Below are 24,603 nucleotides of genomic sequence, written 5' to 3' on the forward strand. Positions count from 1 at the left end.
ACACCGCCCGCCACCGCACCCGGTACGGCCGGCCCTCGCCGTACACCACGGCGAACGCGCCGAGCGCCGCCGTCGCGGCCGCGAGGTCGTGGCCGAGCGCGATGCCGAGCAGTCCGGGCAGCACCACGGCGACCGCGGCCCGTGCTGTTCCCGGCCAGCGGCGCCCGTCCCGTGGCACCCGCACCAGCGCAGGCCACGGCCGCGCCGGCGTGGGAATCGGGGGAGGGGCTTCGATCGACACAGATCCTTACGTTACGAAACTGTCGGGGGTGCGAACGAATCAGGCAAACCGGGAATGCCGTCGAACCCGTGTGCGGGTCTCGCCGCCTTCTCGATTCCTCCCCTGGACAGACCGGATCGGAGTTAAATAGATTCGAACAGGCGCAAGGGATTTCGACAGGAGTCAGCACGGCCAGCCCAGTCCACCGCCCGCCCGCTCCGGTCCGTTGCCGCCCGCGGGAGGCAGATCGTTTCGGGGATGCGCGATGAACGAAGCAGCCTTGGGAGTCCACGCGAGCGGTAGCACACCCGCCGTGACTCGACCGGAGCCGTCCGAGCCGATCGACGACGACGCCGGCGGTGGCGGTGACGTGGGTGCCGGGGCCGTCGTCACACTGCCGGCGCTGCTCGCGGTCGTCCGCCTGACGCCGCCACAGGCCGCGCAGCTGGTCGCGGACCTGGTGGGCCAGGTCGAACTCGCGGGCACGCGCCGGGGCCGCCCGGTCTCGCTGCGGGACGACGCCGTCATGGTGTCCGAGGGTGGACGGCTCACGATCGACGGCGTCTCGTCCCGGATCGAGACGGACGACGCGCTCGTCGGCCTGATCCGGAGCGTCGCTGCCAATTGCCGGGGTTCGGGGTTCGGTGACCTCCTGTCCGAATCGGTCTCGGGCGCAACGGATCCGGAAGGACTGATTCGCCGGGTTCGCCGGGTGATCGATCCCGAGCTCGACCCCGTGGGGGAGGCACGGCGGCGGCGCCAGGTCGGCGAACTCGTCCGGGCGGCGACGGGACGGTCGCGGCCGGCGGGCCCGGCGGGCCCGCCGGCAGAGGGTCCGGAGGAACGGCCCGACGGACGGAGCGGTCCGTCCGTGCCGGCCGGGTCGCTGGTGACGAGCACCGGTTGGTATCCGCCGGTGGGCACTCCCTGGCACAGTCGGCGGCGGCGGCCGTCGCGGCGGCAGGGCATCTACGTCGTGCTGGCGATCGTCGTTCTGGCCGGGTCGGCCGCGGCCGCTCCCCGCGCCTGGGATCAGTTGAGCCGCGGCTGGGACGCCCTGGTCCATCCGGTGAACACCTCGTCGGCACAGAACCGCATCGAACCCGTCTCGCCCCCGCCGCCCGCACCGGCGGACCCGGCCGCGGACGGCGGTGTCGCGCCGGCGCCCGTCAGTACCGGTGCCCCGCCTGCTGCGGGTCAGATCACCGGGGTCACAGCAAGTTTCGCCGACGGATCGTGCAGCCCCGGCAAGCCGTGCGCGGTGCGGGTGGACGTGCGTCTCGATCCGTCGGCGGTCGGTGCGATCACCTGGAAGCTCAACGTCTACGACCGGTGCACCGGTGAGGTGCGTGAGGGCGGCGACGTCACCATCCCGGCCGAGCCGGGGCGCGACGGCGTGTACGGGCTGAGCCGGACCACGCTGCCGGACGCTTCCGCCCTGGGCATCGCGGCGGTCACGAGCGCGCCCGCGGTAGCCGCGTCGCAGCCGCTCTACGTGCCCGCCGAGAACGCGGTCTGCCGATGAGCGGGGACGGCGGCCGGGTGCGGGGGCACGATCGCGAGTCCGACCCCTGGATCGTTGCGGCGGCGGTCGTACTAGCGGTCCTCGGCCTGCTCAACCTGGTGTCGATCGGGTTCACGTCGCAGGCGATCCGCCATGCGTTCTTCACCGTGATCGGGCTGGGGCTGATGTGGGTCGTCTCGCGCATGCGGGTGAACAATCTGGCCCGGTTCGGCTGGGTGACCCTCGCGGCTTCGGTGGTGATGCTGGCGGCGGTGCCGCTCGTCGGTGTCGCGGTCAAGGGCGCACAGCGGTGGCTGGACTTCGGCCTGTTCACCGTTCAGCCGTCCGAGATCGCCAAGCTCGGCCTGGTCATGGTGTCGGCGACCATCCTGGCCGGCGGCTACACGCTCGGCCGGTTGACGGCGGCGTTGGCGATCGCGGGCGCCGTGGTCGCACTCGTCGCCCTGCAGCCCGACCTGTCGAGTGCCGTGGTGCTCGTCGCGATCGCGTTGTTGATGCTGGTGTTGGCGCGGGTGCCGGCGGCGCCGCTGATGCCGCTGTTCGCGCTGGGGATCGCCGCGCTGCCCATCGCCGTGCTCTTCCTGCGCCCGTACCAACTCGAACGGATACAGACGTTCATCTCGAGCGATGCCGATCCGAGCGGATCGGGCTGGGCGTCGATGCAGGCCGACATCGCGATAGGCAGCGGCGGTCTGTGGGGGCTGGCGCGAGACCCCGTCTACGACCTGAGAGCCGCCTACCTTCCCGAGGCGGAGCACGACCTCGCGTTCGCGAGCGTCGTGTACGGGTGGGGCCTGTTCGCCGGAATCGCCGTCATCGCGGCCAGCCTGGTGATCACGTGGCGGGCCGCGCTCGCCGCGCGCCGTGCCCGCACCCGGGAAGCCGCGCTCGTGGCTGCCGGCGTCGGTGGGCTGTTCGGGATCCACGCGGTGCTCTCCATCGGGGCGAGCCTGTCGGTGCTGCCCCAGACCGGAATGCCGCTCCCGATGTTCAGTTACGGCGGCACCGTCGCGGTCGTCGGATTCGTCGCCATCGGGCTCGTGCTCGCGGTGCGCCGCGACGGTGTCGGCCGGCCGCTGTGGGCGCAGCCGTCCACCCGGCGGCGACGGCCACGGGGCGTCACGGCCGGGTCGCTCGCCGTCACCGCGCTCCTCGTGGCGATGTCGGTGTTCGCGTGGCAGCTGCAGAGCGATCGCGGTCCGGAGCTGCGCGCGCTGAGCGACACCCAGATGACCCGGTGCATCCGACTACCCGCCGAACGAGGCGAGATCGTCGACCGGAACGGCGTGCCGCTCGCGACCAACGTGCCCGAGTACTCCATCTCGGTGGTCAGTCGAATGTTCGACGAGGACGATTCCGGGGAGCGCACCATGCTCGCCGGGCTGATGGGCGAGCCCGACGCCGAACTGACCAAGACCCTGGGGGACCGCGGCGACGGGGAGATGCAGGCCGTCGTCGGCCAAGTCCCCCCCGATCAGGCGCGTCGGATCATCGACGCGAAGCTCCCCGGCGTGCTGGTCGTGCCCTCCGGGAAGCGGCACTATCCGTACGGACCCTCGCTCGCCTCCGTCCTCGGCTACGTCGGTGTCGGTGATCCGCAGGACATGGAGCGCTGGCCCCAACTCGCCCTCGGATCGCGGGTGGGCAGGGCAGGCCTCGAGAAGCAGTACGACGCGCTGCTCCGCGGCACGGACGGCAGGCAGTGCGTCTACGTCGATCCCGCCGGGAATCTGATCGGGCCCGCCGAGCGGGTGGATCCGGTGCCCGGTCACGATCTGCGGTTGCACCTGGACATCGGTCTGCAGACCCTGGCGACGGATGCACTGGCGCAGGCGGTTCGCAGCAGCGGCGGCGACCTCGGCGCGGCGGTGGTGATGGACGCGCGCACCGGTGGGGTGCTCGCGCTCGCGAGCGTGCCCGGCTACGACAACAACGTCTACGGTCCCCCCGTCGACGCCGTCGCGCTGGCCGCCCAGACCGAGGGAGCCGGGCCCGGCAAGATGCTCAACCACGCCTACCAGACCGCGGCGCCGCCCGGCTCGACCTTCAAGATCGTCGTCGCGTCGGCGAACCAGGAGGATCAGGTCCTGGACCCGGAGCAGGTGATCGAGACCGGCGCCGCCTACAGCTACGGCGGGCACACGTTCGCGAACTGGCAGCCGATGGGACCCAACAAACTGCTGGGCGCGATCCAGTGGTCGGACAACGTGTACTTCTACAAGCTCGGCGAGCTTCTCGGTCCCGAGCGGATGGCGAAGACCGCCTCCGAACTCGGAGTGGGCAGCCGATCCGGGATCGACCTACCCGGCGAGTCCGCGGGTTTCCTGGGCACACCGGAGAACGTCGCCGACATCGGTGGCACCTGGTATCCCGGTTCGACGCTGCTGATGGGCATCGGGCAGGGCACCGTGATCGCGACCCCGATCCAGGTGGCGCGGTGGACGTCCGGCATCGCCACCGGGGCGATCGTCACCCCGCAGCTCGCCGCCGCCGACGCGACCGGAGACGGCGCGCCGATTCCGACGGGGGAGCCGCAGCGACTTCCGTTCGCCGACAAACTGGGGCCCGTCCGCGCCGGGATGCGGGCATCGGCATCGGCCGGCACCGCAGGCCAGCTCGCGACGCTGCCGGTGACCGCCGGTGCCAAGACCGGTACGGCGGAGGACCCGTCGGCGCCGGGCGGCCTCAACGCCTGGTTCTCCGCGGTGGTGCCGTTCGAGCAACCCGAAATCGTTGTGACAGCACTGGTTCGCGGCGGTGGATTCGGATCGGCGACGTCCGGTCCCGTTGTCAAAGCCATCCTCGAGCGCTACCTGGCGGGTCGACCGGCACCGGCACCGGCACCGGCACCCGAGCCGGGCCGGTGATCGACTGCACAGCCTGATCCCCCGCAGCACAGCCCGATCCCCCGCAGCGAACAGGACGCTGCGGGGGATCGGCGTACGAAGAGGTCAGCCGCTGTACGCGGCCACGACCTCGGGGTGATCCAGGCAGGCGGTGGCGCCCTCGGCGACACACGTGAGCGGGCGCTCGGCCGTCTTCACCGGCAGGCCGAACGATTCTTCGAACAGTTGGGACAGCCCCCGGAGCATCGCGCCGCCCCCGATCACCAGGACGCCCTCGGACATCACGTCGCTGATGGCTTGCGGGGGAAGGTCTTCCAGGCAGGCGGTGAGTGTCTGCACGATTCCGGTCGTGGTGGGCCGCAGTGCCTCCACGATCTCGTCGACGTCGAGGGAGATCAGTCGCGCGCGGCCCGTGACGGCGTCGAGCCCCTCCACGACGAGCGACTGCTCGTCGGTGGTGTCGGGTGCGCCCATCTTCGCGCGTTCCGCGGTGAGCTCACCGACGATGATCTGGTGCTCCTCGCGCAGGTAGTGATGCAGCGCCTCGGTGAGTTCCTCGCCCGCCAGTTGGCAACTGCGGTGCGAGATCACGCCGCCGAAGCAGATGGCGGTGACCTCCGATGTGCCGCCGCCGACGCTCACGATGAGATGGGCGCGGGCTTCGAGCGGGTTGACGCCGCACCCGAGGGCCCCCGCCACCGGCCCCGGGATCAGCCCGACCTTGCGAAGGCCGGCCTCGTGCCCCACTTCGAGCAGTGCCCGGCGTTCGAGCGGGGTGGCCCCGGCGGGCGCCGAGATGACCGCCGTCGGCCGTCGACCGTACCGCCGGGTCGGAGCGACCTGCTCGATGACGGCGGTAACGAACGCGCGGGCCGACTCCAGGTCGACGATCACGCCGTCGCGCATCGGGCGAACCTGCGTGATGCCCGCCGGCGTGCGGCCGACAAGATTGCGCGCGTCCTTGCCGATTGCGAGGGCGCGGTGGGGGTCCTTGTTCCGAACCAGCATGAAAGACGGTTCGTTCAGGACGATTCCGCCGTCGAGCGTGCCGACGACAGTGTTCGTAGTTCCGAGATCGATGCCAAGTCCACGCACGTCGGCCTCCCGAAGGGAATCGAACGAGATGGGTTAGATGCTACGCACACCGGGGAGGTTCATGGCCGGTTTCGAGGGCAGCGCTCGAGGCGGTCGGCGTCGTACACGACAGCGCCCGCGGGAGGGGCCTCCCGCGGGCGCTGCATCGATCCTGTGCGGTCGATCCTGTGCGCGTGTCTAGATGGTCCGCGCCAGGCGGTTTGCGAGCATTTTTGCGAAGTGTGCCGGATCTTCCAGCTCGCCGCCCTCGGCGAGAAGTGCGGTGCCGTACAGCAATTCGGCGGTCTCGGCGAGGGCGGGGTCGTCGCCGCGCTCGGCGTGCGCGGCGCGCAGGCCCTCGACCAGTGGGTGCGTGGGGTTGAGTTCGAGGATCCGCTTGAAGTGCGGAACCTCCTGGCCCGACGCCCGGTACATCCGTTCGAGCGACGGCGTCATGCCGAACTCGTCACCGACGATGCAGGCGGGGGAGTCGGTCAGGCGCGTGGACAGTCGCACCTGCTTCACCTGATCCTCGAGGGTGGACGTGAGCCAGCCGAGGACGTCGGCGAACTGCTTGTCCTGCTCCTCACGCTTGGCCTCGGCGTCCTTCTTCTCCTCGTCGGTGTCGAGGTCCACCTCGCCCTTCGCGATCGACTGCAGCGGCTTGCCGTCGAACTCCGGGACGGACGTCACCCACATCTCGTCCACCGGGTCGGTCAGGAGCAGCACCTCGAGGCCGCGGGCGCGGAACGCCTCCATGTGCGGCGACGCCTCGAGCTGCTGGCGGGACTCGCCGGTGAGGTAGTAGATCTGCTCCTGGCCGTCCTTCATCCGCTCGACGTACTGCGCGAGCGTGGTCTGCTCGTCCTCGCTGTGCGTCGACGGGAACGACGAGATCTCGAGCAGCGTGTCGCGGTTGTCGAAGTCCGAGAGCAGACCCTCCTTGAGGACTCGGCCGAACTGCGACCACACGGTCCGGTACTTGTCCCGGCTCGCCTCGTCCTCCGACGAGAGCATGTCCTTGATCGTGGTGAGGACCTTCTTGGTGAGCCGACGCCGGATCGCCCGGATCTGCCGGTCCTGCTGCAGGATCTCGCGAGAGACGTTGAGCGACAGATCCTGCGCGTCCACCACACCCTTGACGAAGCGCAGGTACTCGGGCATGAGTTCCTCGCAGTCGTCCTTGATGAACACCCGCTTGACGTACAGGTGGATGCCGGCGCGGTGCTCGCGGGAGAACAGGTCGAACGGCGCGTGCGACGGGATGAACAGCAGCGCCTGGTACTCGAAGGTGCCCTCGGCCTTCATCGGGATGACCTCGAGCGGGTCGTCCCACGAATGGCTGACGTGCTTGTAGAACTCGTTGTACTCGTCGTCGGTGACCTCGCTGCGCGGCCGGGCCCACAGCGCCTTCATCGAGTTGAGCGTCTCGGTTTCGACGACGGTCTTCGGCTCGGCGTCCTGGTCTTCGGCGGAGGTGTCGTCGGTCTCGGGGGCGGGCCGCTCGACCTGCATCCGGACCGGGTACGCGATGAAATCCGAGTAGCGCTTGACGATCTCGCGGAGCTTGCGCTCGGACGCGTAGTCGTACAGGTGGTCCTCGACGTCCTCGGGCTTGAGATGCAGCGTCACCGACGTGCCCTGCGGGGCGTCGTCGACGGTTTCGATCGTGTAGGTGGCGTCGCCGCTCGACTCCCAGCGCGTACCGTGCTTCTCGCCGGCCTTGCGGGTGAGCAGCGTGACCTTGTCTGCGACCATGAACGTCGAGTAGAAGCCGATGCCGAACTGACCGATCAACTCCTCCGACGCCACCGCGTCCTTCGCCTCGCGCAGCTTGCGGCGCAGCTCGGCGGTGCCCGACTTCGCGAGCGTGCCGATCAGGTCGATCACCTCGTCGCGGGACATGCCGATGCCGTTGTCCCGCACCGTCAGTGTGCGGGTGTCGGCGTCCACGTCGAGCTCGATGTGCAGGTCCGACGTGTCGGCTTCGAGGTCCTTGTCGCGGTACGCCTCCAGCTTGAGCTTGTCGAGCGCGTCGGAGGCATTCGAGACGAGCTCCCGGAGGAAGGTGTCCTTGTTGGAGTACACCGAGTGGATCATCAGATCCAGAATCTGGCGAGTCTCCGTCTGGAACTCGCGCTGTTCGATACCTGTGGTCATTCGTGGTCCCCTTCGACAGCAGAACGGTCGACGCAGATGGTAGCGGCTGGGCGGCTTGCGCACCCCCGCACGAACCGGCTGTTCGCGTGACGCGAACGTTACGCTCGCCCGCTGGTCGGAGTAGCTTTCCGATGGCACCGCGCGACGTATCTTGGAAACGTGCGCGGTGCGGTGCGGACCGACGCGGGGATCGGCAGGGCGAGTCTTCCCGAGGAGCTGGACAGCTTCGTGGGACGGCAGAACGAGGTGGCCGAGGTCCGGCGGCTGCTGTCCGAGTCGCGCCTGGTGACGCTCACCGGCCCCGGCGGGGTGGGCAAGACCCGGCTCGCGCTCCGGGTCGCCCGCGAGTCCCGCAAGGTGTTCACCGGTGGGACGTGGTTCGTCGAGCTCGGCGACCTGCGCGATCCCGACCTGCTGTGGCAGACGGTGACGGACGTCCTCGGTGTGCAGGACTGGTCGGCCCGTCCCGCGGAGACCGTGCTTCTCGAGCACCTGGGGGCCGGCCGGGTTCTGCTGATCCTCGACAACTGCGAGCACCTCGTCGACGCCGTCGCGAACTTCTCCGACACGTTGCTCCGCGCGTGCCCGGGCCTGTCGATGCTCGCGACCAGTCGCGAACCGCTCGGTATCGGCGGGGAGGCCGTCGTCCGGGTGCCGCCGCTGACGGTCGTCGCGGGGACCGGTCCGGGCGACCAGATGTCCGATGCGGTCCTGCTGTTCGAGGAACGGGCGCGTGCCGCAGTGCCCGATTTCCGCGTCACCGACGACAACCGGGCGGTGGTCGAGGAGATCTGTGCGCGGCTCGAGGGCCTGCCACTGCCGATCGAGCTGGCCGCCGCCAGGCTACGGGCGCTGTCGGTGGAGCAGATCCGCGACCGGCTGAGCGATCGTTTCCGGTTGCTGACGCTCGGTGGCCGCACCAGCCCGGGCCGGCAACAGACGCTGCGGATGAGCATCGACTGGAGCTACGACCTGTGCACCGACTCGGAACGGCGGCTGTGGGCTTGCCTGTCGGTGTTCGCGGGTGGCTTCGATCTCGATACGGCCGAGAGCGTGCTGCAGGACGACGCCGGACCGGTGGACGTGCTCGACGTCGTGACCGCGCTGGTGGACAAGTCGATACTGGTGCGCGACGAGGCGGACTCGACGGGGGTTCTCGCCCGATACCGGATGCTCGAGACGATCCGCGAGTACGGACAGGAGAAGCTGGAGGACTTCGGCTGGACGGACATCGTGCGCCGTCGGCACCTCGACTGGTTCGAGCGGTTCGTCCTGCGCGCCAAGAACGACTGGATCGGTCCCCGGCAGGTCCAGTGGGCCGCTGCCGTGGACGTCGAGCAGCCGAACATTCGTGAGGCGATCGAATTCGCACTGGCAGAGCATGATTGGGGCGCCGCGTTGCGGATCACGGCGGCGCTGTACCCGGCGTGGATCGTGCGGGGCCGGTTCAACGAGGGCCGCCTCTGGCTGAGACGGTCGTGGGAGGGGGACGGTGGACCGATCGACGATCGAATCGAGGCGTTGTGCGTGAACGGCATGCTCGCCGCGCTTCAACAGGACATCGTCGCGGCAACGGTGTTGGCGGACAAGGCCCGCCGGCTGGCCGACGAAGGTGGCGACGACGTTTCGGCTGCGCGGGCGACGGCAGCGGTGGCTTACGCCGCGGTCACCCGGGGCGATCTGGAGCCGGCGCAGGCCGATCTGGGGCGGGCGATCACGGTGTTCCGCACCCGGGACGATCTCTACGACCTCGTACCCGCGCTCTACTGGCAGGGGTACGTGATCGACATCCTGGGCGATCCCGCCGAGGCGTCCGCGCACTACGACGAGGCGCTCGCCCTCACCGAGGCCCACGGCGAGATCATGTGGCGCGCGATGATCATGTCCGACTACGGATCGTCGCTCTGGCGGCACGGGCAGCTCGAGCGGGGAATCGAGATGCTCGAGGGGGCGCTTCCGCTCCTGCGTGCGCTGGACAACCAGTACGGTGGGGCCTGGTGTTTCGAACAGCTGGCTTGGGGGGTCGGCGAGCAGGACCCGGAGCGGGCCGCGGTGCTCCTGGGGGCAGCCGACGTGCTGTTCACCGCGACGGGCAGCCCGATCGAGACGTTCCAGCCGCTCGTCGCCTACCACGAACAGTGCGTCCGTCGTGCCCGCGAGGCGCTCGGTGACGGTGCCTTCGACGCGGCGCGGCAGCGCGGTATGGACATGAACACGGAGGAGGCCATCGCGTACGCGCTCCGGGAGCAGCCACTCGATGTCCCGGAACAGGCCACCGACAGCGGGCACAGCCTGACCCGCCGCGAGATGCAGGTGGCGGAGCTCGTTGCCGAGGGCATGACCAACCGGGCGATCGCCGAGCGCCTCGTGATCGCCCCGCGGACCGTCGAGGGCCACGTCGACCACATCCTCGCCAAGCTCGGGTTCACCTCGCGCACGCAGGTCGCCGCGTGGATGGTCGCGCAGCGCGGGGGAGCCCGCTGACCCGCCGGATCAGGGGACGAGGAGCGGCTCGTCGATGCGGCAGAAGCTGTGGCACAGCGCGGTCACGACGCGTTGTCCGCGCTCCGAGTCGAACCAGCGGTCGATGTGCGCCCAGTGGTACGGATGCGTCATGTACGGGCCGGTCAGTCCGTCCAGGTCGGCGTACTCCTGCTCCCACACGTGCGTCCACCGCGCCGAGCCGGACGCATCGTGCACCCGGCTGAGCTGGGACGCGCCGATCGAGGCGATGTAGTCCGGCATTGCCGCGGTCTCGGATTCGAACTGCCGTACCAGCTTCGGATCCGTCGACGGATCGACCGCGACCAGCAGTGTCCGGTAGACGGTCGGCCGCGTGTCGTGCTTCGCAGGCCGCGGCGTCCCGGTGTGGGTGACCGAGTCCACGTGCTCCACCGCGGCCGTCCACAGCCGTCGCTCGACGTCGTTCTGTGCTGCGCGCCAATCGGATTCGGCATCGAAGCGGAACCGGGCGATGACGTCGCCGGCGGCGATCCCACCCGGCAGCGTGGGGCGGATCAGTACGCGGCGGGCGTGCGGTGTCACGTCGGCTGAGAGCTCCGACAGCACTGTCTTCCTGGCGGATGCGTCGACGTCCGCAGCGAACCGGATCAGCTTCGTGACCTCAAACACCGGTCACCGCCGCGAGATCCTCGACAGCGCAGGACGTGCTGCGGTTACGGCTGATCAGCCAGTCCTCGGCGTCCGCCCACCACTGCGCGACGCCCGGATCGCGTCCCGCGGCCCATCTCTGCTGCCACCACGCGTCCACTCCCGGAACGGTCCACGTGACCGTCACCGTGTTCGACTGGTCGTCGAGCCACACCGGCGGGCTGACGAGGGCACGTTCGAGTGTGAGGCCGCGTTCCTCCGCCCCCGGCGCGTACCGCTCGAGATAGGCGGAGAGGAACTCGCGCGCCCTGCCTGGCCGGACCACCATCTCGTCGACGATGTAGACGGTGGCTTCCTCCGTGTGCGTCATCGGGCTCCTCTCACCACACCAACTTCACGCCGACGCTAGGTGTGGTGTGTGTGACATCGCCACGGCCGATTCCATGCAGCGGGAGGTCCGGCACCAGGAAGGCGACCGCGACGCGGTAGCGTTTCGAGAACGGACATGGAGGTGACACCGATGACTCGGGTCTTTCTCGTCGACGATCACGAGATCGTGCGACGCGGGCTGGTGGATCTGCTCGGTAGCGCGCCCGACCTCACCGTGGTCGGCGAGGCCGCGTCGGTCGGCGAGGCGATGGCCCGAATCCCCTCCAGCGGTGCCGACGTCGCGGTTCTCGACGTCCGACTGCCCGACGGCAACGGTGTCGAACTGTGCCGTGACCTACGCAACGTGCTCCCCGACCTGCGGTGCCTCATGCTCACGTCGTTCGCCGACGACGAGGCCCTGTTCGACGCCGTCATGGCCGGCGCGTCGGGCTTCGTGCTCAAGCAGATCCTCGGAACCGACCTGATCTCGGCCGTGCGGACCGTCGGCGCCGGCGGATCGCTGCTCGACAGCCGCGCCACCGCCGCGCTGATGCAGCGCATGCGCTCCGAGCGCACCGCCGACCCGCTCGCCGAACTGTCCGATCAGGAGCGGGCCGTCTTCGACCTCATCGGTCAGGGCCTGACCAACCGCGAGATCGCCGAACGCCTGTTCCTCGCCGAGAAGACCATCAAGAACTACGTGTCCCGCCTGCTCGCCAAGCTCGGCATGCAGCGACGCACCCAGGCCGCGGTGCTGGCGACGGAGTTGCGGAACAAGCGATAGGCGCCTGCGGCGCCCGTGCGCCTTTTTGGTAGCCGGCCCCACCACAAGTGCGCACGGGCGCGGAGCGCCTAACGCAGCGGCACCCGCCACGTCAGTTCGGTGCCGCAGCTGACGCCCGGCAGCAGGGTGAAGGTGCCGCCGCACTGCTCGGCCCGTCGGGTCAGGTTGTCGAGGCCGCTGCGCCGTGTGGTCTCGGGTACTCCGACACCGTCGTCGCAGATCCGGATCGTGAGCCGGTCGGCCGCGTCGATCACGACGTCGATGGTCGTGGCGTCGGCGTGCCGCAGCGCGTTGCTCAGCCCCTCCCTCAGCACCGCCTCGGCGTGCGGGTGGATCCGCGGCGGAACCAGGGTGTCGATCGCGCCGGTGAACTGGACGTTGGGCACCAGCTCGGAGCGGGTCGTCAGGTCGCCGATGGCGTCGAGCAGGCGCCGGCGCAGGCTGGTGCTGGGCTGATCGCCCGTGGTCTGCAGGTCGAAGATCGTGGTGCGGATCTCGTGGATCATCCGGTCGAGCTGGGACACCGACTTCACGATGGTGCCGGACGCGGACTCCGGGAGCGGCGCCGTCGTGTCCAGCAGCAGACTCTGCAGACTCATCCCGGTCGCGAACAACTGCTGGATGACGTTGTCGTGGAGATCGCGCGCAATGCGGTCGCGGTCGGCGAGGACGTCGAGCTGGCGTCGGCGGGTTTGCTGATCGGCGAACTCGACGGCGAGCGCCGCCGAGTCGGCCATCGAACCGAGCCGGGTGATCTCGTCGGCGGCCCAACTCGCGGTGCCCGCGCGCGTCACGACGAGCATTCCGGCGACCCCCGACGTCGTCGACAGCGGCAGCGCCGCGACCCGTACCGGTCCGTCGGCGCCGAACGGGCCGATCCGGTCGTGCTCGCCGAGCAGCGCCGGGCGGTGCCCGCGGACCACGGACATCAGGTCGGTATCCGACAGGTCGATGTGGCTGCCGGGGCGGGGCCCGCCGTCGGACGACGCCGCCTCGATCGTCGCGTCGTCGTCCTGCTCGAAGACCAGCACATAGGCGCCGCTGGCAGCGCACAGGTCGCGGGTGCGGGTCACCAGCAGATCGAGCGCCTCGTCGATGGACCCACCGGACAGCAGTCGCGCGTTCGCGGACCGCAGCGCCGTCACCCAGCGTTCCCGGGTGCGGGACTCCTCGAACAGGTGTGCATTGTCGATCGCGACGCCCGCCGAGGTGGCCAGCGCGTCGAGGATCGTCTCGTCCTCGTCGGTGAACTCGGGACCGGTGCGCTTCTCGGTGAGATAGATGCTGCCGAACACCTGGCCGCGCACGATGATCGGCATGCCCAGGAAGCTGTCCATCGGCGGATGGTTCGGCGGGAAGCCGACCGACGCCGGGTGCGCGCCCAGGTGCGAGACGCGGACGGGCCGGGGGTGCTCCATCAGCAGCCCCAACAGGCCGTGGCCCTCCGGCAGATGACCCATGCGGGCCCGCTGCTCGGAGCTGATGCCCTCGTACACGAACTCCGACAGCCCGCCGTCGGGGTCGCGAACCCCGAGTGCGCCGTAGCGGGCGTCGAGCAGCGTGGTCGCCGCCTGCACGATGCGTTGCAGGATCGAGTCGAGCTCCAGTCCCGCCCCGACGACGAGGACGGCCTCGAGCAGTTCCCGCAGCCGCGCCGGTGTCGCGACGCTGGCGACGAGGCGGCCGCGCATGTCGGCGAGGAGTTCCTCCAGGTTGTCGAACTCCCCGGGGTCCCAGCTGCCGCTCTCCACCATGCACGCAGCATAGGCGCCCGAAATGCATCCCGAAATTCGGTTGCCTCCGGGTGTAACGCGTTGCAGTGGGTGCCCGATGAAGGGGATGAAGTGATCGGGAGCGGGGTCGTGGTGGCCTGCTCCCTCCTTTGACTGTCCGGCGTCGATCCTCGGGGGAGGGGGTCGGCGCCGGACTTCCTGTGCGAGGCCCCTCATCGCCCGCCCTCCGGTTCGAGTGCGCGCTACTTGCGGCTATTGCGCGCCGTCGAGGGCGAACGGCGGCACACCGACACCGGTGACACGGAAGTGCCCCCACGGGTCACGCTCGGTGAGCGTCGCGTCCACGGCGGGGCCCGCTCCGATCCGCAGGGTGGGGACGCCGGCGTCGGGCCGCGTCAGGTGCGCGACGCGTTCGTCGCCGCGCACCTGCCCGTACCAGTGGTAGCGCCCGTCGATGGGATCCAGGTGGCCGGCCAGATGGACGTCGACGTCGAGCGACAGGCCCGCGCCGTCGAGCACGGCCGGCCCGCGGTAGTCCTCCTCGTCGCGTTCCGCTGCCGAGCTGAGATCGAACGCGTCGAGGTCGGGGCGGCGCATCCGACGCCAGTACGACACGCTCGAGCCCGGCCACGCCGCGCGATTGCGTCCGGACCGGTCGAGATACCAGCTGTCGCAGCCGCCCGAGTTCCACACCGAGCCTTCGAGTCTGCGGTGCACCTGACGATTGAAGTCGCGTTGCGTCCCGGCGCGGACCTCGATGCGGGTGGCGCCGCGGGCCTCCATCGCCCGCAGGCAATCGAGGATGTAGCGCGCCTGGGCCTCGATCACGAAGACGATGGACTGGTTCCCGCCGCCGGAGTTGGGCCCCATCATCAGGAAGAAGTTGGGGAACCCGGTCACCGCCACCCCGAGGTACGCCTCCATCCCGTCGCGCCACGCCTCCTGGATGGTCAAGCCGCCGCGCCCGGCGATGTGTTCGTGCTCGAACCGGTCGGCGAGGTCGAAACCCGTGCCGAACACCACCACGTCCGCCGGATGGTCGACGCCGTCGACGGTCCGGATGCCGGACTCGGTGAACTCGGCGATCCCGGCCGTCACCAGATCCACGTTCTCGCGCTGGAGCGCCGGGTAGTAGTTGCTGGACACCAGGATCCGCTTGCAGCCGATCGTGTAGTCCGGCGTGAGCGTCGCGCGCAGGTCCGGATCGGGCACCTGGCGTCGGAGCAGCCCGCGGGCCGCCCGCTCGAGGACCGTCATCAGACGGGGGTGCATGAAGCCGGCGATGAGCGACTCGTGACTCCAGTAGATCGCGCCGCGGTACGCCTTCTGGATGCCCGGCACCGTCCGGAACAGGCGCTTCTCGGTGGGCGTGATCGGGCGGTCCAGCTTGGGCAGGATCCAGTGCGCGGTGCGCTGGAACACGTCGATGTGCGCCGCCTGCTTCGCGACCTCGGGAACGAACTGCACGGCGCTCGCCCCCGTGCCGATCACCGCGACACGGCTGCCGGCCAGGTCGACCGTGTGATCCCACTCCGCCGAATGGAAGGCTCTGCCCGCGAATCGCTCCCGACCGGCGAAGGCCGGAACGCTGGGCTTGTGGAGTGGGCCGGGGCCGGCCACGACGATGCGCGGACGGTAGACGTCGCCGGACGCCGTCCGCACGGTCCACCGGTCGGCCGCCTCGTCGAAGTCGTAGCCGACCACCTCGGAGTCGTAGCGGATCCGCGGGGCCAGTCCGTAGTCGTCGACGATCCGCCGGATGTAGTCGAGGATCTCGGGTTGGCGCGCGTACATCCGCGTCCACCGCCGATTGGGGGCGAAGGAGAACGAGTACATCAACGACATCACGTCGCATCCGCAGCCCGGATACGTGTTCTCGCGCCACGTACCGCCTACCTCCGACGCCTTCTCGAGGACGACGAAGTCGTCGAACCCTGCCTCCTGCAACCGGATCGCCATGCACAGGCCGGAGAATCCGGTGCCGACCACCAGGACGTCCGGGGCGGCGGGGGTGGTCACAGGAAGCCGGCCCGGCGCCACAGCGCTCGCGAGGTACGCCGCATCATCCCGGTGTCCTCGAGGAATGCGGCCAGATCGGCGAATCCGCGGCGCTGGTTCGCACGGAAGTGCGGGTTGGCCCGTGCCTGCCGCCGGGCCTCCCGTGGATCCAGGCCGGCGCGCCTGTACATGACAGGATTCGTGAACAGACGCTCGAGCAGCAGCCCACCGAGCCCCTGGGCGGTGCCGACCCAGATCTTCTCGAAACGATGGGTCTCGGCAATCCTGCGGCGCACGCCGGCACGGGCGAACTGGATGTGGCGGGCCTCCTCGGTCACGTGGATCCGCATCAACCGGGAGACCAGCGGCTGCAACTGCGGATCGTCGACCACCCGCCGCTGGGTGGCGTCGAAGATCTCCTCGCCGATCAGGGCAGCGACCCACAGCATGGTGCCGCGGAAGGTCTTCGGCAGCACGTTCACCGCGGCCGCCTGATACCACCGCAACTGGAAGGGCTTGGCGCCCATCCGCTCGATCGTGCGTCCGAACATCGCCATGTGCCGGCACTCGTCGCCCATCTCGGTGAGCGTGTACCGGGTGTGGAGGGAGCCGGGGTCGTTGTGCAGCAGGTGCCGGAGCAGTGCCTGGTTGAGGATGTTCTCGAACCAGATGCCCACGCTCAGGATATTCGCGGCCTCCTGGCGGGACAGCTCGATTCGCTGCTGCTCGCTCATCGACTCCCACAGCGGGGTGCCGTGGAGCGAGAGCACGTCCGGCGGGAGGAAGTACTTGCCGTCCTCGAGCGGCGCGTCCCAGTCCATGTCGACGACCGGGGCGTACGAGCGTTTGATCGACCCCCGGAGCAGTCTGTCCGCGAACGCTTCCCGATCGGGCGCGCCTACCGAGCGTGTCATGGTCGTCCCTCCTCGGAGGACCCCGCCGGGTGCGGTGGGGATGGGAACGAGCGCCGCGTCACGCGGCGTGGTGTAGCCGGTGTCACATCGAACGTATGCGTGTCCTGCGCGATCGTCAATGGTGTCTGTGAAGCATGGGCACACTTATTCGTGAGAACTGAACCGGCCGGTAGGTGTCGTTCGCACTACAATCCGGCGAATGAGATCCCGCGCCCAAGATTTGAGCCCCGTGGCGATTCGTGAACGAATCCTCGACGCCGCAGAGGCCTGCCTGGTCGAGTCCGGTTACAGCTCCCGGTTGCACGCGGTGATCTCCGAACGTGCCGGCCTGTCGCGGCCGACGGTCTACAAGTACGTGGGCGACCAGTCCGAGATCTTCGAGGCGCTGTTCCAGAGGGAGATCACCCGGTTCTTCACGCGGCTGACGCCGGTGCTGCGAGACAGCGACCGACTGGACACCGGACTCGCCGACTGCGTCGTCTTCGCCGTGGGCTACGCGCGCCGGCACGTGTTGCTGCAGAAGGGGCTTCGCGACGATCCGGCCGTCGTGCTGCCGTGGTTCACGGTGCTGGCCCGGCCGTTCGTCGAGCGCGGCACCGACTATCTCGCACCCCTGTTCGAGCGACTGATGACCGCCGAACAGTCGGCGGCGATCGATTCCCGGGCGGTGTGCGAGTGGGCCTTCCGGTTGGTGGCCTCGCTCATCACGACCGGCGGTGTCGTCGACACGTCCGACGACGCGGCGCTGCGCGAGTTCGTCGCGGGTTTGCTGTCGATCGGTGTCGCGGCCCCCGTCGCCCAGATGGCGTGACTACTTCGCGACGGTGAGGAGGAACGCCACGTCCTCGAGCGCCTCGACGCTGTGCCGCGCCGCGGGAATGATGAGCAGGTCGCCCGTGGACCCCTTCCACGAATCCTCGCCGGAAATGAGCGCGAGCTTGCCGCTGAGCACCAGGAGCGTCGCCTCGCCGGGGCTGTCGTGCTCGGCCAGCGATTTGCCGGCGCTGAGCGCGATGACGGTCTGGCGCAGATGTCGCTGGTGACCGCCGTGCACGGTCTGCGAACTGCGTCCACTCGACGACGTGGCCGCCAGCTTCAACTGCTGGCGGGCGAGCGCGGTCAGCGAGGTCTTGTCCATCAAGTGTCACTCCCGACGACTGCAGGGACGGTGGTCCCCGCAGTATGACCCACCGCGCGTCGAAAGGTCCGGTTATCGGCCTAACGGTTCGGCCACCGTGCGGGGGGCGTCAGCCCCGCACGTAGGTGAGGAACCGGTAGCGCAGCCCGGACTTCTCGGAGATGTGCCAGTCGCCCTCGTCGCCGACCACCCACTCGTCGCCGATCGCGGGGGCGAAGGCGTCGCCCTCGATGTCCGCGTCGATCTCCGTGACCGCCAGCAGGTCCGCGAAGGGCATTGCTGCGGTGTAGATCTGGCTACCGCCCATCACCCAGGCCGTGTCGCCCGCCAGTGAGAACGCCTGCTCGATGCCGCGCGCCGTCTCGACGCCGTCGGCACTCCATCCGTCCTGTCGGGTGACGACGATGTTCCTACGGCCGGGCAGCGGGCGGAACCTCGGCGGCAGCGAGTCCCACGTGAGCCGGCCCATCACCACGGGGTGGCCCATCGTCGTGTCCTTGAAATGCGCCATGTCCTCGGGCACCCGCCACGGGATGGTGTTGTCCCGTCCGATCACGCCCGCGGTGGTCTGACCCCAGATCAGACCGATCATCAGACGGCCACCGGCGCCTTGATCGCCGGATGGTGCCGGTAGTCGACGATCTCGACGTCCTCGAAGGTGTAGTCGAAGATCGAGTCGCGCTTGTTCAGTTTCAGCGTCGGGTAGGGGAGCGGTTCGCGGGACAGCTGCTCGGTGACCTGGTCGACATGGTTGTCGTAGATGTGGCAGTCGCCGCCGGTCCAGACGAAGTCGCCCACCTCGAGCCCGGCCTGCTGCGCCACCATGTGCGTGAGCAGTGCGTAGCTGGCGATGTTGAACGGCACACCCAGGAACAGGTCGGCGCTGCGCTGGTACAGCTGGCAGCTGAGCTTGCCGTCCGCGACGTAGAACTGGAAGAAGGCGTGGCACGGCTGCAGCGCCATGGCGTCGAGGTCGGCCACGTTCCACGCCGAGACGATGATCCGCCGCGAGTCCGGGTTGGTCTTGAGCGTCTCGATGACCTTGGTGATCTGGTCGATGTGCTCGCCCGACGGCGTCGGCCACGACCGCCACTGCACGCCGTAGACCGGGCCCAGCTCGCCGTCCGCGTCGGCCCACTCGTCCCAGATCGTGACGCCGTGCTCCTGCAGCCACTCGACGTTGGACTCGCCGCGCAGGAACCACAGCAGCTCGTAGACGATGGACTTGAGGTGCACCTTCTTGGTGGTGATCAGCGGAAAGCCCTCGGCGAGATCCCAGCGCATCTGGTGCCCGAAGACACTGCGCGTCCCGGTGCCGGTGCGGTCCGCCTTGGCGGTTCCGGTGTCCATGACCAGGCGGAGCAGATCTTCATAGGGCGAGTGCACGGGCCACAGTCTAGGCGGCTGCGCCACCCGTGCGCCTTTCCGGTGGCGGCTGCTACCGAAAAGGCGCACGGGCGATAGCCTGCGCCCATGCGTGAGCTTCTCGTGATCGGCATCGGTGCCGGCGACCCCGATCAGGTGACGATCCAGGCCGTCAAGGCCATGAACCGGGCCGATGTGTTCTTCGTCATCGGCAAGGGCGACGAGAAGCAGGAACTGGTGGATCTGCGGACCACCATCCTGTCCGAGCACATGGACCGCGACTACCGCATCGTCGACATCCTCGACCCGCCACGGGACCGGACGAACGTGCCTTCTGTTCGCTCCGCGGGCTCCGCTCAGCCCGACTACGGCACCGTCGTCGACGACTGGCACGACCGGCGCGCGCAGGTCTTCGAGGAGAAGTTCGCGGCCGAGGACGGCGTCGGCGCGATCCTGGTGTGGGGCGATCCGTCGCTCTACGACAGCACGCTGCGGATCGTCGAGCGCGTCCTCGCCCGCGGCAACGTCGTGTTCGACTACACGGTGATCCCCGGCGTCACCAGCATCCAGTCGCTCGCGGCGCAGCACCGGATCGTGCTCAACCGCATCGGCGAGCCCGTCCACGTCACCACCGGGCGCAGGTTGCGCGAGGGCCTGCCCGACGGTGTCGGCACCGCCGTCGTGATGCTCGACGCCGAGTGCAGCTTCACCCACGTCCCGGACAAGGACACGGAAATCTGGTGGGGCGCCTACCTCGGCCTGCCCGACGAGGTGCTCATCTCCGGCAAGCTCCGCGCGGTGGAGGACGAGATCGTCCGCGTGCGCGCCGAACTGCGCAAGCGCAAGGGCTGGATCATGGACATCTACCTGATCAGGCGCTGACGCGCCTGTGCGCCTTTCTGGTGGGCGGAGCTACCAAAAAGGCGCACGGGTGCCGGAGGCGCCTTACGCTGACCCCATGCCCGAACTGCCCGAGGTGGAGGCCCTGGCACAGTTCCTGCGCGACCACGCGGTCGGCGCGGTGGTCGGACGCGTCGACGTGGCCGCGTTGAGCGTGCTCAAGACCTTCGATCCGCCGATCACCGTGCTGCAGGGTCGGAACGTGACCGGGGCGCGCCGCTTCGGTAAGCACCTTGCGGTGGACTGTGACGGGCTGTGGCTGATCACGCACCTGTCGCGGGGCGGCTGGCTGCGCTGGATCGACAATCCCAGCCCCGCACCGCCCAAGCCGGGCAAGGGTCCGCTGGCGCTGCGGGTGCACTTCTTCACCCCCGACGGGGAAACGCCCGCGTTCGATCTGACCGAGGCCGGGACCAAGAAGCGCCTCGCGGTGTGGGTGGTCGGTGATCCGCGGGAGGTGCCGGGCGTCGCGCGACTCGGGCCGGACGCGCTCGAGGTGACCCGTCCGCAGTTCGGCGAGATTCTCTCCGCGACCACCGCGCGGATCAAGACCGTGCTGGTGGACCAGTCGCTGCTCGCCGGGATCGGCAACGCGTACTCCGACGAGATTCTGCACGCGGCCCGGTTGTCGCCGTTCGCGACGACGTCCAAGCTGACGCCCGACGAGGTGGATCGGCTGTACGACGCGATGCGCGCCGAGTTGTCCGACGCCGTCGAACGTTCGGTGGGGCAGGAGGCCGCCCGGCTCAAGGGGGAGAAGCGGGCCGGGATGACCGTGCACGCGCGGACCGGGATGCCGTGCCCGGTGTGCGGCGACACGGTGCGGGAGGTGGCGTACGCCGAGCGGTCGTTCCAGTACTGCCCGACGTGTCAGACCGGCGGCAAGATCCTCGCCGACCGGCGGATGTCACGGCTGCTGAAGTAGCGGCTCCCGGCGGCCGAACACCCAGCCGCGGAGGGCGACGAACCGCAGCCCCCCGACCACCCCACTGACCGCGATCACGAGCGCGATCGACACCAGGTCGGTGGCGTCGGGCAGGAAGAAGTGCAGGGCGGCCAGCACCAGCGAGCTGATCACGAGTCCGAGCAGCGCGAGCGCGCCGCCCTCCCACTGCGCGGCGAACCACGGCACCCGGTCCGCGGCACGGAAGGTGCGGCGGCGGTGCAGTTCGTTGGCGAGCACCGTGCTCGTGGCGACGCCGACGGCGTTCGCCAGGAACGTTCCGTAGGCATCGAGGACCACGAACGACAGCGCGTACAGGACGTTGCTCGATCCGCCGACGAGTGCGAAACGAGTGAGCTGTGCGGCCCAGCCGTCACCGCCCAGACGCAGTTCGCGCATCGCCATCGAGGTCTCCCACAGCCTGAAAATTGGTTGCGACTCGCAACGGTAACCCACGCGACTCCTAATGCCGGTGCCGGTATCCGCGCCACGCCTCCCGGCGGTGCCGCAGCGGGTCCGTTTCCACCCGGCAGAACTCGTCGATGATCAAGGTGTCGCGGCGGTCCGACGAGTACCGCGGCCACGTCTCGCGGGGCCGTCCGTCGCGGGCGAACGCGAGCCAGTGCGACTGCATCGTGTCGGTCACCGCGCGCAGTCCGCGGCGACCACCGAACGCCGTCAACGTGCGGACGCCGGCTCCCCGCCGGCCGAAGACCGCGAACAGCTCGGTCGCGTGCGTCGCGCCCAGCCCGGCCAGGCGCAGCAGGCGCGGGGCGAAGTCGTAGCGGTACATGTAGGTCGGGGAGTGCTCGGTGTGCGCGTGCGCGCAGCGCAGCGACGGCTCCCAGAACACGACGTCCCCGCCGAGATCCGCGGCCGCCCGCCGCCGCGGGTAGCCGGGATAGGCGGCGATCACGCGCGCCGCGATCGCCGGGTCCGTGCCCTCGAACATCTTCTCGATCCGGGTGCGGTCGGTCGGCAGGATATCGAGCATCCGCGGAAAGATCCGGCCCTCCTCGGCGTTGGTGCCGATGATCAGCGGAACCCGGTGTTCGGTGCCTTTCTCGAACGCGTCGAGCGGATGGGTGGGCAGCAGTTCGCCGTCGGTGACCGGCGCGAATGGGCGCACACCGGGAACTTCGTCGGCGCCGCGGGCGCTGAGCGTCACGGCGGTGCGCACGAGAGCGTGGGGTGCCGCGGACGTCAGGTACTGCGCGGCGTCCGTCCGGGAGACGCCCGCGAGATCCAGGAACTCGCGCGCCCACAGCCGGGCCAGTTCGGTGCCGTTGGACGTCGCGGGCGGCGGACTCTGGGCGATCGCGCGGGCGAACAGCCCCTGCGCCGCCGGGGTGCACATCAGCGTCACGACGGCGTCCGCGCCGGCCGACTCACCGAACAGCGTCACGTTCGACGGGTCTCCACCGAAACTCGCGATGTTCCGCTGCACCCACTCGAGTGCCGCGATCTGGTCGCGCAGACCGAGATTGACGTCGAAGGGGCGGTCCGGCGTGGAGAATTCACGGAAGTCGAGGTAGCCGAGCGCGCCGAGGCGGTAGCCCAGCGACACGAACACGACGTCGCCGCGGCGGACGAGGGAGGCGCCGCTGTACATGGGGTCCGCGGACGTCCCGGCCGTGTGCGCCCCGCCGTGGATGTAGACCATGACCGGACGCGCGGTGGCGCTCGATTCGGCCTGCCGAAGGACGTTGAGCGTCAGGCAGTCCTCGCTGCCACGGCGGCGCTGCTGGGGAGCCGGCGGGCCGAATGCGGTGGCATCACGGATCCCGGTCCACGGCGTGACCGGCCGGGGAGCCCGCAACCGCAGGGGCCCGGTCGGCGGCGCGGCGTAGGGAATTCCGCGCCACGACAGCAGGTCCCCGAGTCGTCGGCCACGGACGGTTCCGTCCGCACACGTGACGGCCGCATCGACGTCGCTCACGAAAGCCGTTCGGCTTCGGTGTTGCCCTCGCCGAGGTAGCCGCGGTAGCCGGACCAGGCGATGCGCCGGTCCCGGTTCGGGTCCCGCTCGACGCGTGTGGGCACGTCGAACACCAGGGTGCGCCGATTCTCGGCATCGTAGCGAGGCCACCAGGGTTCCGGAAGTCCGTTGCGGGCGAACGAGATCCAATTCTCCTGTACGCGTTCGGTGACCGCACGCAGACCGCGCCGACCGCCGTAGGCCGTGAGCGCCCGCCCGGCGGCGGACTCGCCGTATCCGAACACCGCGAACAGCTCGAACGCGTGAGTGGCGCCGAGGCCGAGCCGGTGCAGCAGCCGTGGCGCGTAGTCGAACCGGTAGCTGTAGGTGGGGGCGTGGACGGAGTGCGCGTCGGCGATGTCGACCGACGGCTTCCAGAACGTGAGGTCGCCGCCCAGGTCGATCGCCGCCGCCACCTCCGGATAGCCGCGGTACGCGGCGACGACACGATCGCGGGCATCGGGATCGGTGAGCGCGAACATCGCGTCGATGCGGGCCGCGTCGGTGGGCAGACCGTCCATCACCCTGGGAAACAGGGTGCCCTCGCGGGCGTTGGTGCCGATGATCAACGGCACCCGGTGCGCGGTGCCTCCGGCGAACGCCTGCAGCGGAGCGAGCGGCAGGAAGTCGCCGTCCACGACGGGCCCGAACGGATGCAGGCCCGGCGTCTCGGCGAGCACCTTCGCGCTCAGCCGGGAACCCGCCCTGCCGAGTTCGGCCGGAGTGGCGGCGTCGAGTGCGCGCGTCGCGTCGGCCGGGTCGTCACAGCCGAGCAGCGGCAGGAACTGTCGGGCCCACTCCCGCGCCCGCGCGGCGTCGCCCACCAGGGTCGGTGCGGAGCTCTCGGCGATGGCGCGGGCGAACAGACCGCGCGCCGCAGGTGTCGCCAGCAGTGTGGTCACCGAGGTGCCGCCCGCGGACTCGCCGAACACCGTGACATTGTCCGGGTCGCCGCCGAACGCCGCGATGTTGCGCTGGACCCATTCCAGCGCGGCCACCTGGTCGCGCAGGCCGAGGTTGGCGTCGAACGGCCGCTCGGGTGCCGAGAACTCGGTGAAATCGAGGTAGCCGAGAGGGCCGAGGCGGTAGTTCACCGACACGTAGACGAGGTCGCCGCGGCGGGCCAGACGATCACCCCGGTAGATGCCCATCGCCGTGGTCCCGAGGACGAACGCGCCGCCGTGCACGAACACCATCACCGGCCGGGGCTCGGTGCTCGGTGCGGCAGGCGCGACGACGTTGAGCGTGAGGCAGTCCTCCGAGATCGGCTGGTATTTTCCCGGCCGCAGGGTGGTGCCCATCCGGGACTGCGGGGCGGCGTTGCCGAAGGCGGTGGCGTCGCGGATGCCGGTCCACGGCTGCACCGGTTGCGGTGCCCGCAGCCGCAACGGTCCCACCGGCGGAGCGGCGAACGGAATTCCACGCCAGGTCAGCAGGTCGCCCATCCGCAGGCCCCGGACGCTGCCGTCGGAGGTGGTCACGTCGAGACTCGGCCTCATGTTCGCGACTATACGGCGGCAGGACGACGCAGCCGGGCGGGTCGCG

The 24,603-nt window shown here is 69.8% G+C and carries 20 protein-coding genes and 1 pseudogene; 7 read left to right on the top strand and 14 right to left on the bottom strand.

Annotation, left to right across the window (positions count from 1 at the left end; all coding sequences use genetic code 11):
• Positions 1-241 (bottom strand): annotated as a pseudogene (locus tag ABEU20_RS08215) (FUSC family protein); the annotation flags it as partial.
• A 292-nt stretch (positions 242-533) separates the two neighbouring features.
• Here ABEU20_RS08215 and ABEU20_RS08220 point away from each other — a divergent pair.
• On the top strand, positions 534-1,745 hold the full coding sequence (locus tag ABEU20_RS08220; protein WP_420163931.1) for a hypothetical protein: 1,212 nt from the start codon (positions 534-536) through the stop codon (positions 1,743-1,745).
• Complete coding sequence (locus tag ABEU20_RS08225) at positions 1,742-4,612, top strand: FtsW/RodA/SpoVE family cell cycle protein (RefSeq protein WP_420163932.1); 2,871 nt, start codon at positions 1,742-1,744, stop codon at positions 4,610-4,612. The genes ABEU20_RS08220 and ABEU20_RS08225 overlap by 4 nt, the downstream gene beginning before the upstream one ends.
• 84 nt (positions 4,613-4,696) lie before the next feature.
• Here the strand turns inward: ABEU20_RS08225 and mreB are convergent, their stop codons facing one another.
• Together mreB and htpG are read right to left on the bottom strand one after the other, a co-directional pair.
• On the bottom strand, positions 4,697-5,686 hold the full coding sequence (gene mreB / locus ABEU20_RS08230) for a rod shape-determining protein (protein ID WP_420163933.1): 990 nt from the start codon (positions 5,684-5,686) through the stop codon (positions 4,697-4,699).
• 177 nt (positions 5,687-5,863) lie between these two features.
• On the bottom strand, positions 5,864-7,825 hold the full coding sequence (htpG, locus tag ABEU20_RS08235; protein ID WP_420163934.1) for a molecular chaperone HtpG: 1,962 nt from the start codon (positions 7,823-7,825) through the stop codon (positions 5,864-5,866).
• Between the two features lie 159 nt (positions 7,826-7,984).
• Between htpG and ABEU20_RS08240 the strand changes: the two genes are divergently transcribed.
• Complete coding sequence (locus ABEU20_RS08240) at positions 7,985-10,309, top strand: ATP-binding protein (protein WP_420163935.1); 2,325 nt, start codon at positions 7,985-7,987, stop codon at positions 10,307-10,309.
• A gap of 9 nt (positions 10,310-10,318) precedes the next feature.
• On the opposite strand, the gene ABEU20_RS08245 is transcribed toward ABEU20_RS08240, so the two are convergent.
• Positions 10,319-10,957 (bottom strand): Dabb family protein, encoded by a 639-nt coding sequence (locus ABEU20_RS08245; RefSeq protein WP_420163936.1) that lies wholly within the window; start codon positions 10,955-10,957, stop codon positions 10,319-10,321.
• Entirely contained in the window at positions 10,950-11,306 is a 357-nt protein-coding gene (locus ABEU20_RS08250) for a hypothetical protein (protein WP_420163937.1), read from the bottom strand. Before ABEU20_RS08250 ends, ABEU20_RS08245 begins: the two co-directional genes overlap by 8 nt.
• 150 nt (positions 11,307-11,456) lie before the next feature.
• Here ABEU20_RS08250 and ABEU20_RS08255 point away from each other — a divergent pair, with 150 nt between their 5' ends.
• Positions 11,457-12,089 (top strand): response regulator, encoded by a 633-nt coding sequence (locus ABEU20_RS08255; RefSeq protein WP_420163938.1) that lies wholly within the window; start codon positions 11,457-11,459, stop codon positions 12,087-12,089.
• A 68-nt stretch (positions 12,090-12,157) separates the two neighbouring features.
• On the opposite strand, the gene ABEU20_RS08260 is transcribed toward ABEU20_RS08255, so the two are convergent.
• The 3 genes from ABEU20_RS08260 to ABEU20_RS08270 form a co-directional block, all read right to left on the bottom strand.
• Positions 12,158-13,843: a sensor histidine kinase gene (locus ABEU20_RS08260; RefSeq protein ID WP_420163939.1), complete on the bottom strand. Its 1,686-nt coding sequence runs from the start codon at positions 13,841-13,843 to the stop codon at positions 12,158-12,160.
• 231 nt (positions 13,844-14,074) lie between these two features.
• Positions 14,075-15,781, bottom strand: coding sequence for a DUF4873 domain-containing protein (locus ABEU20_RS08265; RefSeq protein ID WP_420164558.1), 1,707 nt, complete (start codon positions 15,779-15,781; stop codon positions 14,075-14,077).
• Between the two features lie 56 nt (positions 15,782-15,837).
• Positions 15,838-16,734: an AurF N-oxygenase family protein gene (locus ABEU20_RS08270; RefSeq protein ID WP_420163940.1), complete on the bottom strand. Its 897-nt coding sequence runs from the start codon at positions 16,732-16,734 to the stop codon at positions 15,838-15,840.
• Positions 16,735-16,933: 199 nt separating this feature from the next.
• Here ABEU20_RS08270 and ABEU20_RS08275 point away from each other — a divergent pair, with 199 nt between their 5' ends.
• Positions 16,934-17,545, top strand: a complete 612-nt coding sequence (locus ABEU20_RS08275) for a TetR/AcrR family transcriptional regulator (protein ID WP_420163941.1) — start codon at positions 16,934-16,936, stop codon at positions 17,543-17,545.
• Here the strand turns inward: ABEU20_RS08275 and ABEU20_RS08280 are convergent, their stop codons facing one another.
• From ABEU20_RS08280 to ABEU20_RS08290, 3 genes are all read right to left on the bottom strand, one after another.
• Positions 17,546-17,872: a cupin domain-containing protein gene (locus tag ABEU20_RS08280; RefSeq protein ID WP_420163942.1), complete on the bottom strand. Its 327-nt coding sequence runs from the start codon at positions 17,870-17,872 to the stop codon at positions 17,546-17,548.
• A gap of 109 nt (positions 17,873-17,981) precedes the next feature.
• Positions 17,982-18,464, bottom strand: coding sequence for a dihydrofolate reductase (locus ABEU20_RS08285; RefSeq protein WP_420163943.1), 483 nt, complete (start codon positions 18,462-18,464; stop codon positions 17,982-17,984).
• Complete coding sequence (locus ABEU20_RS08290; RefSeq protein ID WP_420164559.1) at positions 18,464-19,222, bottom strand: thymidylate synthase; 759 nt, start codon at positions 19,220-19,222, stop codon at positions 18,464-18,466. The genes ABEU20_RS08285 and ABEU20_RS08290 overlap by 1 nt, the downstream gene beginning before the upstream one ends.
• 123 nt (positions 19,223-19,345) lie before the next feature.
• Between ABEU20_RS08290 and cobF the strand changes: the two genes are divergently transcribed.
• Both cobF and ABEU20_RS08300 read left to right on the top strand, forming a co-directional pair.
• Positions 19,346-20,119: a precorrin-6A synthase (deacetylating) gene (cobF, locus tag ABEU20_RS08295; protein WP_420163944.1), complete on the top strand. Its 774-nt coding sequence runs from the start codon at positions 19,346-19,348 to the stop codon at positions 20,117-20,119.
• Positions 20,120-20,195: 76 nt separating this feature from the next.
• Entirely contained in the window at positions 20,196-21,062 is an 867-nt protein-coding gene (locus ABEU20_RS08300; RefSeq protein ID WP_420163945.1) for an Fpg/Nei family DNA glycosylase, read from the top strand.
• Here ABEU20_RS08300 and ABEU20_RS08305 read toward each other — a convergent pair.
• Genes ABEU20_RS08305 through ABEU20_RS08315 form a run of 3 tightly spaced genes read right to left on the bottom strand, consistent with a single transcriptional unit; the run spans position 21,045 to position 24,557 of the window.
• Positions 21,045-21,485, bottom strand: coding sequence for a GtrA family protein (locus ABEU20_RS08305; RefSeq protein WP_420163946.1), 441 nt, complete (start codon positions 21,483-21,485; stop codon positions 21,045-21,047). The genes ABEU20_RS08300 and ABEU20_RS08305 overlap by 18 nt on opposite strands.
• A 58-nt stretch (positions 21,486-21,543) precedes the next feature.
• Positions 21,544-23,019, bottom strand: coding sequence for a carboxylesterase/lipase family protein (locus tag ABEU20_RS08310; RefSeq protein ID WP_420163947.1), 1,476 nt, complete (start codon positions 23,017-23,019; stop codon positions 21,544-21,546).
• Complete coding sequence (locus ABEU20_RS08315) at positions 23,016-24,557, bottom strand: carboxylesterase/lipase family protein (protein WP_420163948.1); 1,542 nt, start codon at positions 24,555-24,557, stop codon at positions 23,016-23,018. Before ABEU20_RS08315 ends, ABEU20_RS08310 begins: the two co-directional genes overlap by 4 nt.
• Positions 24,558-24,603 lie beyond the last annotated feature (46 nt).

The organism is Rhodococcus parequi (genome assembly GCF_046042785.1).
GTDB classification, from domain to species: domain Bacteria; phylum Actinomycetota; class Actinomycetes; order Mycobacteriales; family Mycobacteriaceae; genus Prescottella; species Prescottella parequi.

Coding starts and splice junctions, on each gene's coding strand:
- cobF (WP_420163944.1), top strand. CDS start 19,346: ATGCGTGAGCTTCTCGTGATCGGCATCGGTGCCGGCGACCCCGATCAG.
- ABEU20_RS08305 (WP_420163946.1), bottom strand. CDS start 21,485: ATGGCGATGCGCGAACTGCGTCTGGGCGGTGACGGCTGGGCCGCACAG.
- htpG (WP_420163934.1), bottom strand. CDS start 7,825: ATGACCACAGGTATCGAACAGCGCGAGTTCCAGACGGAGACTCGCCAG.
- ABEU20_RS08285 (WP_420163943.1), bottom strand. CDS start 18,464: ATGATCGGTCTGATCTGGGGTCAGACCACCGCGGGCGTGATCGGACGG.
- ABEU20_RS08225 (WP_420163932.1), top strand. CDS start 1,742: ATGAGCGGGGACGGCGGCCGGGTGCGGGGGCACGATCGCGAGTCCGAC.
- ABEU20_RS08290 (WP_420164559.1), bottom strand. CDS start 19,222: ATGGACACCGGAACCGCCAAGGCGGACCGCACCGGCACCGGGACGCGC.
- ABEU20_RS08260 (WP_420163939.1), bottom strand. CDS start 13,843: ATGGTGGAGAGCGGCAGCTGGGACCCCGGGGAGTTCGACAACCTGGAG.
- ABEU20_RS08275 (WP_420163941.1), top strand. CDS start 16,934: ATGAGATCCCGCGCCCAAGATTTGAGCCCCGTGGCGATTCGTGAACGA.
- ABEU20_RS08300 (WP_420163945.1), top strand. CDS start 20,196: ATGCCCGAACTGCCCGAGGTGGAGGCCCTGGCACAGTTCCTGCGCGAC.
- ABEU20_RS08265 (WP_420164558.1), bottom strand. CDS start 15,781: ATGGCGATCCGGTTGCAGGAGGCAGGGTTCGACGACTTCGTCGTCCTC.
- ABEU20_RS08315 (WP_420163948.1), bottom strand. CDS start 24,557: ATGAGGCCGAGTCTCGACGTGACCACCTCCGACGGCAGCGTCCGGGGC.
- ABEU20_RS08280 (WP_420163942.1), bottom strand. CDS start 17,872: ATGGACAAGACCTCGCTGACCGCGCTCGCCCGCCAGCAGTTGAAGCTG.
- ABEU20_RS08255 (WP_420163938.1), top strand. CDS start 11,457: ATGACTCGGGTCTTTCTCGTCGACGATCACGAGATCGTGCGACGCGGG.
- ABEU20_RS08250 (WP_420163937.1), bottom strand. CDS start 11,306: ATGACGCACACGGAGGAAGCCACCGTCTACATCGTCGACGAGATGGTG.
- ABEU20_RS08270 (WP_420163940.1), bottom strand. CDS start 16,734: ATGACACGCTCGGTAGGCGCGCCCGATCGGGAAGCGTTCGCGGACAGA.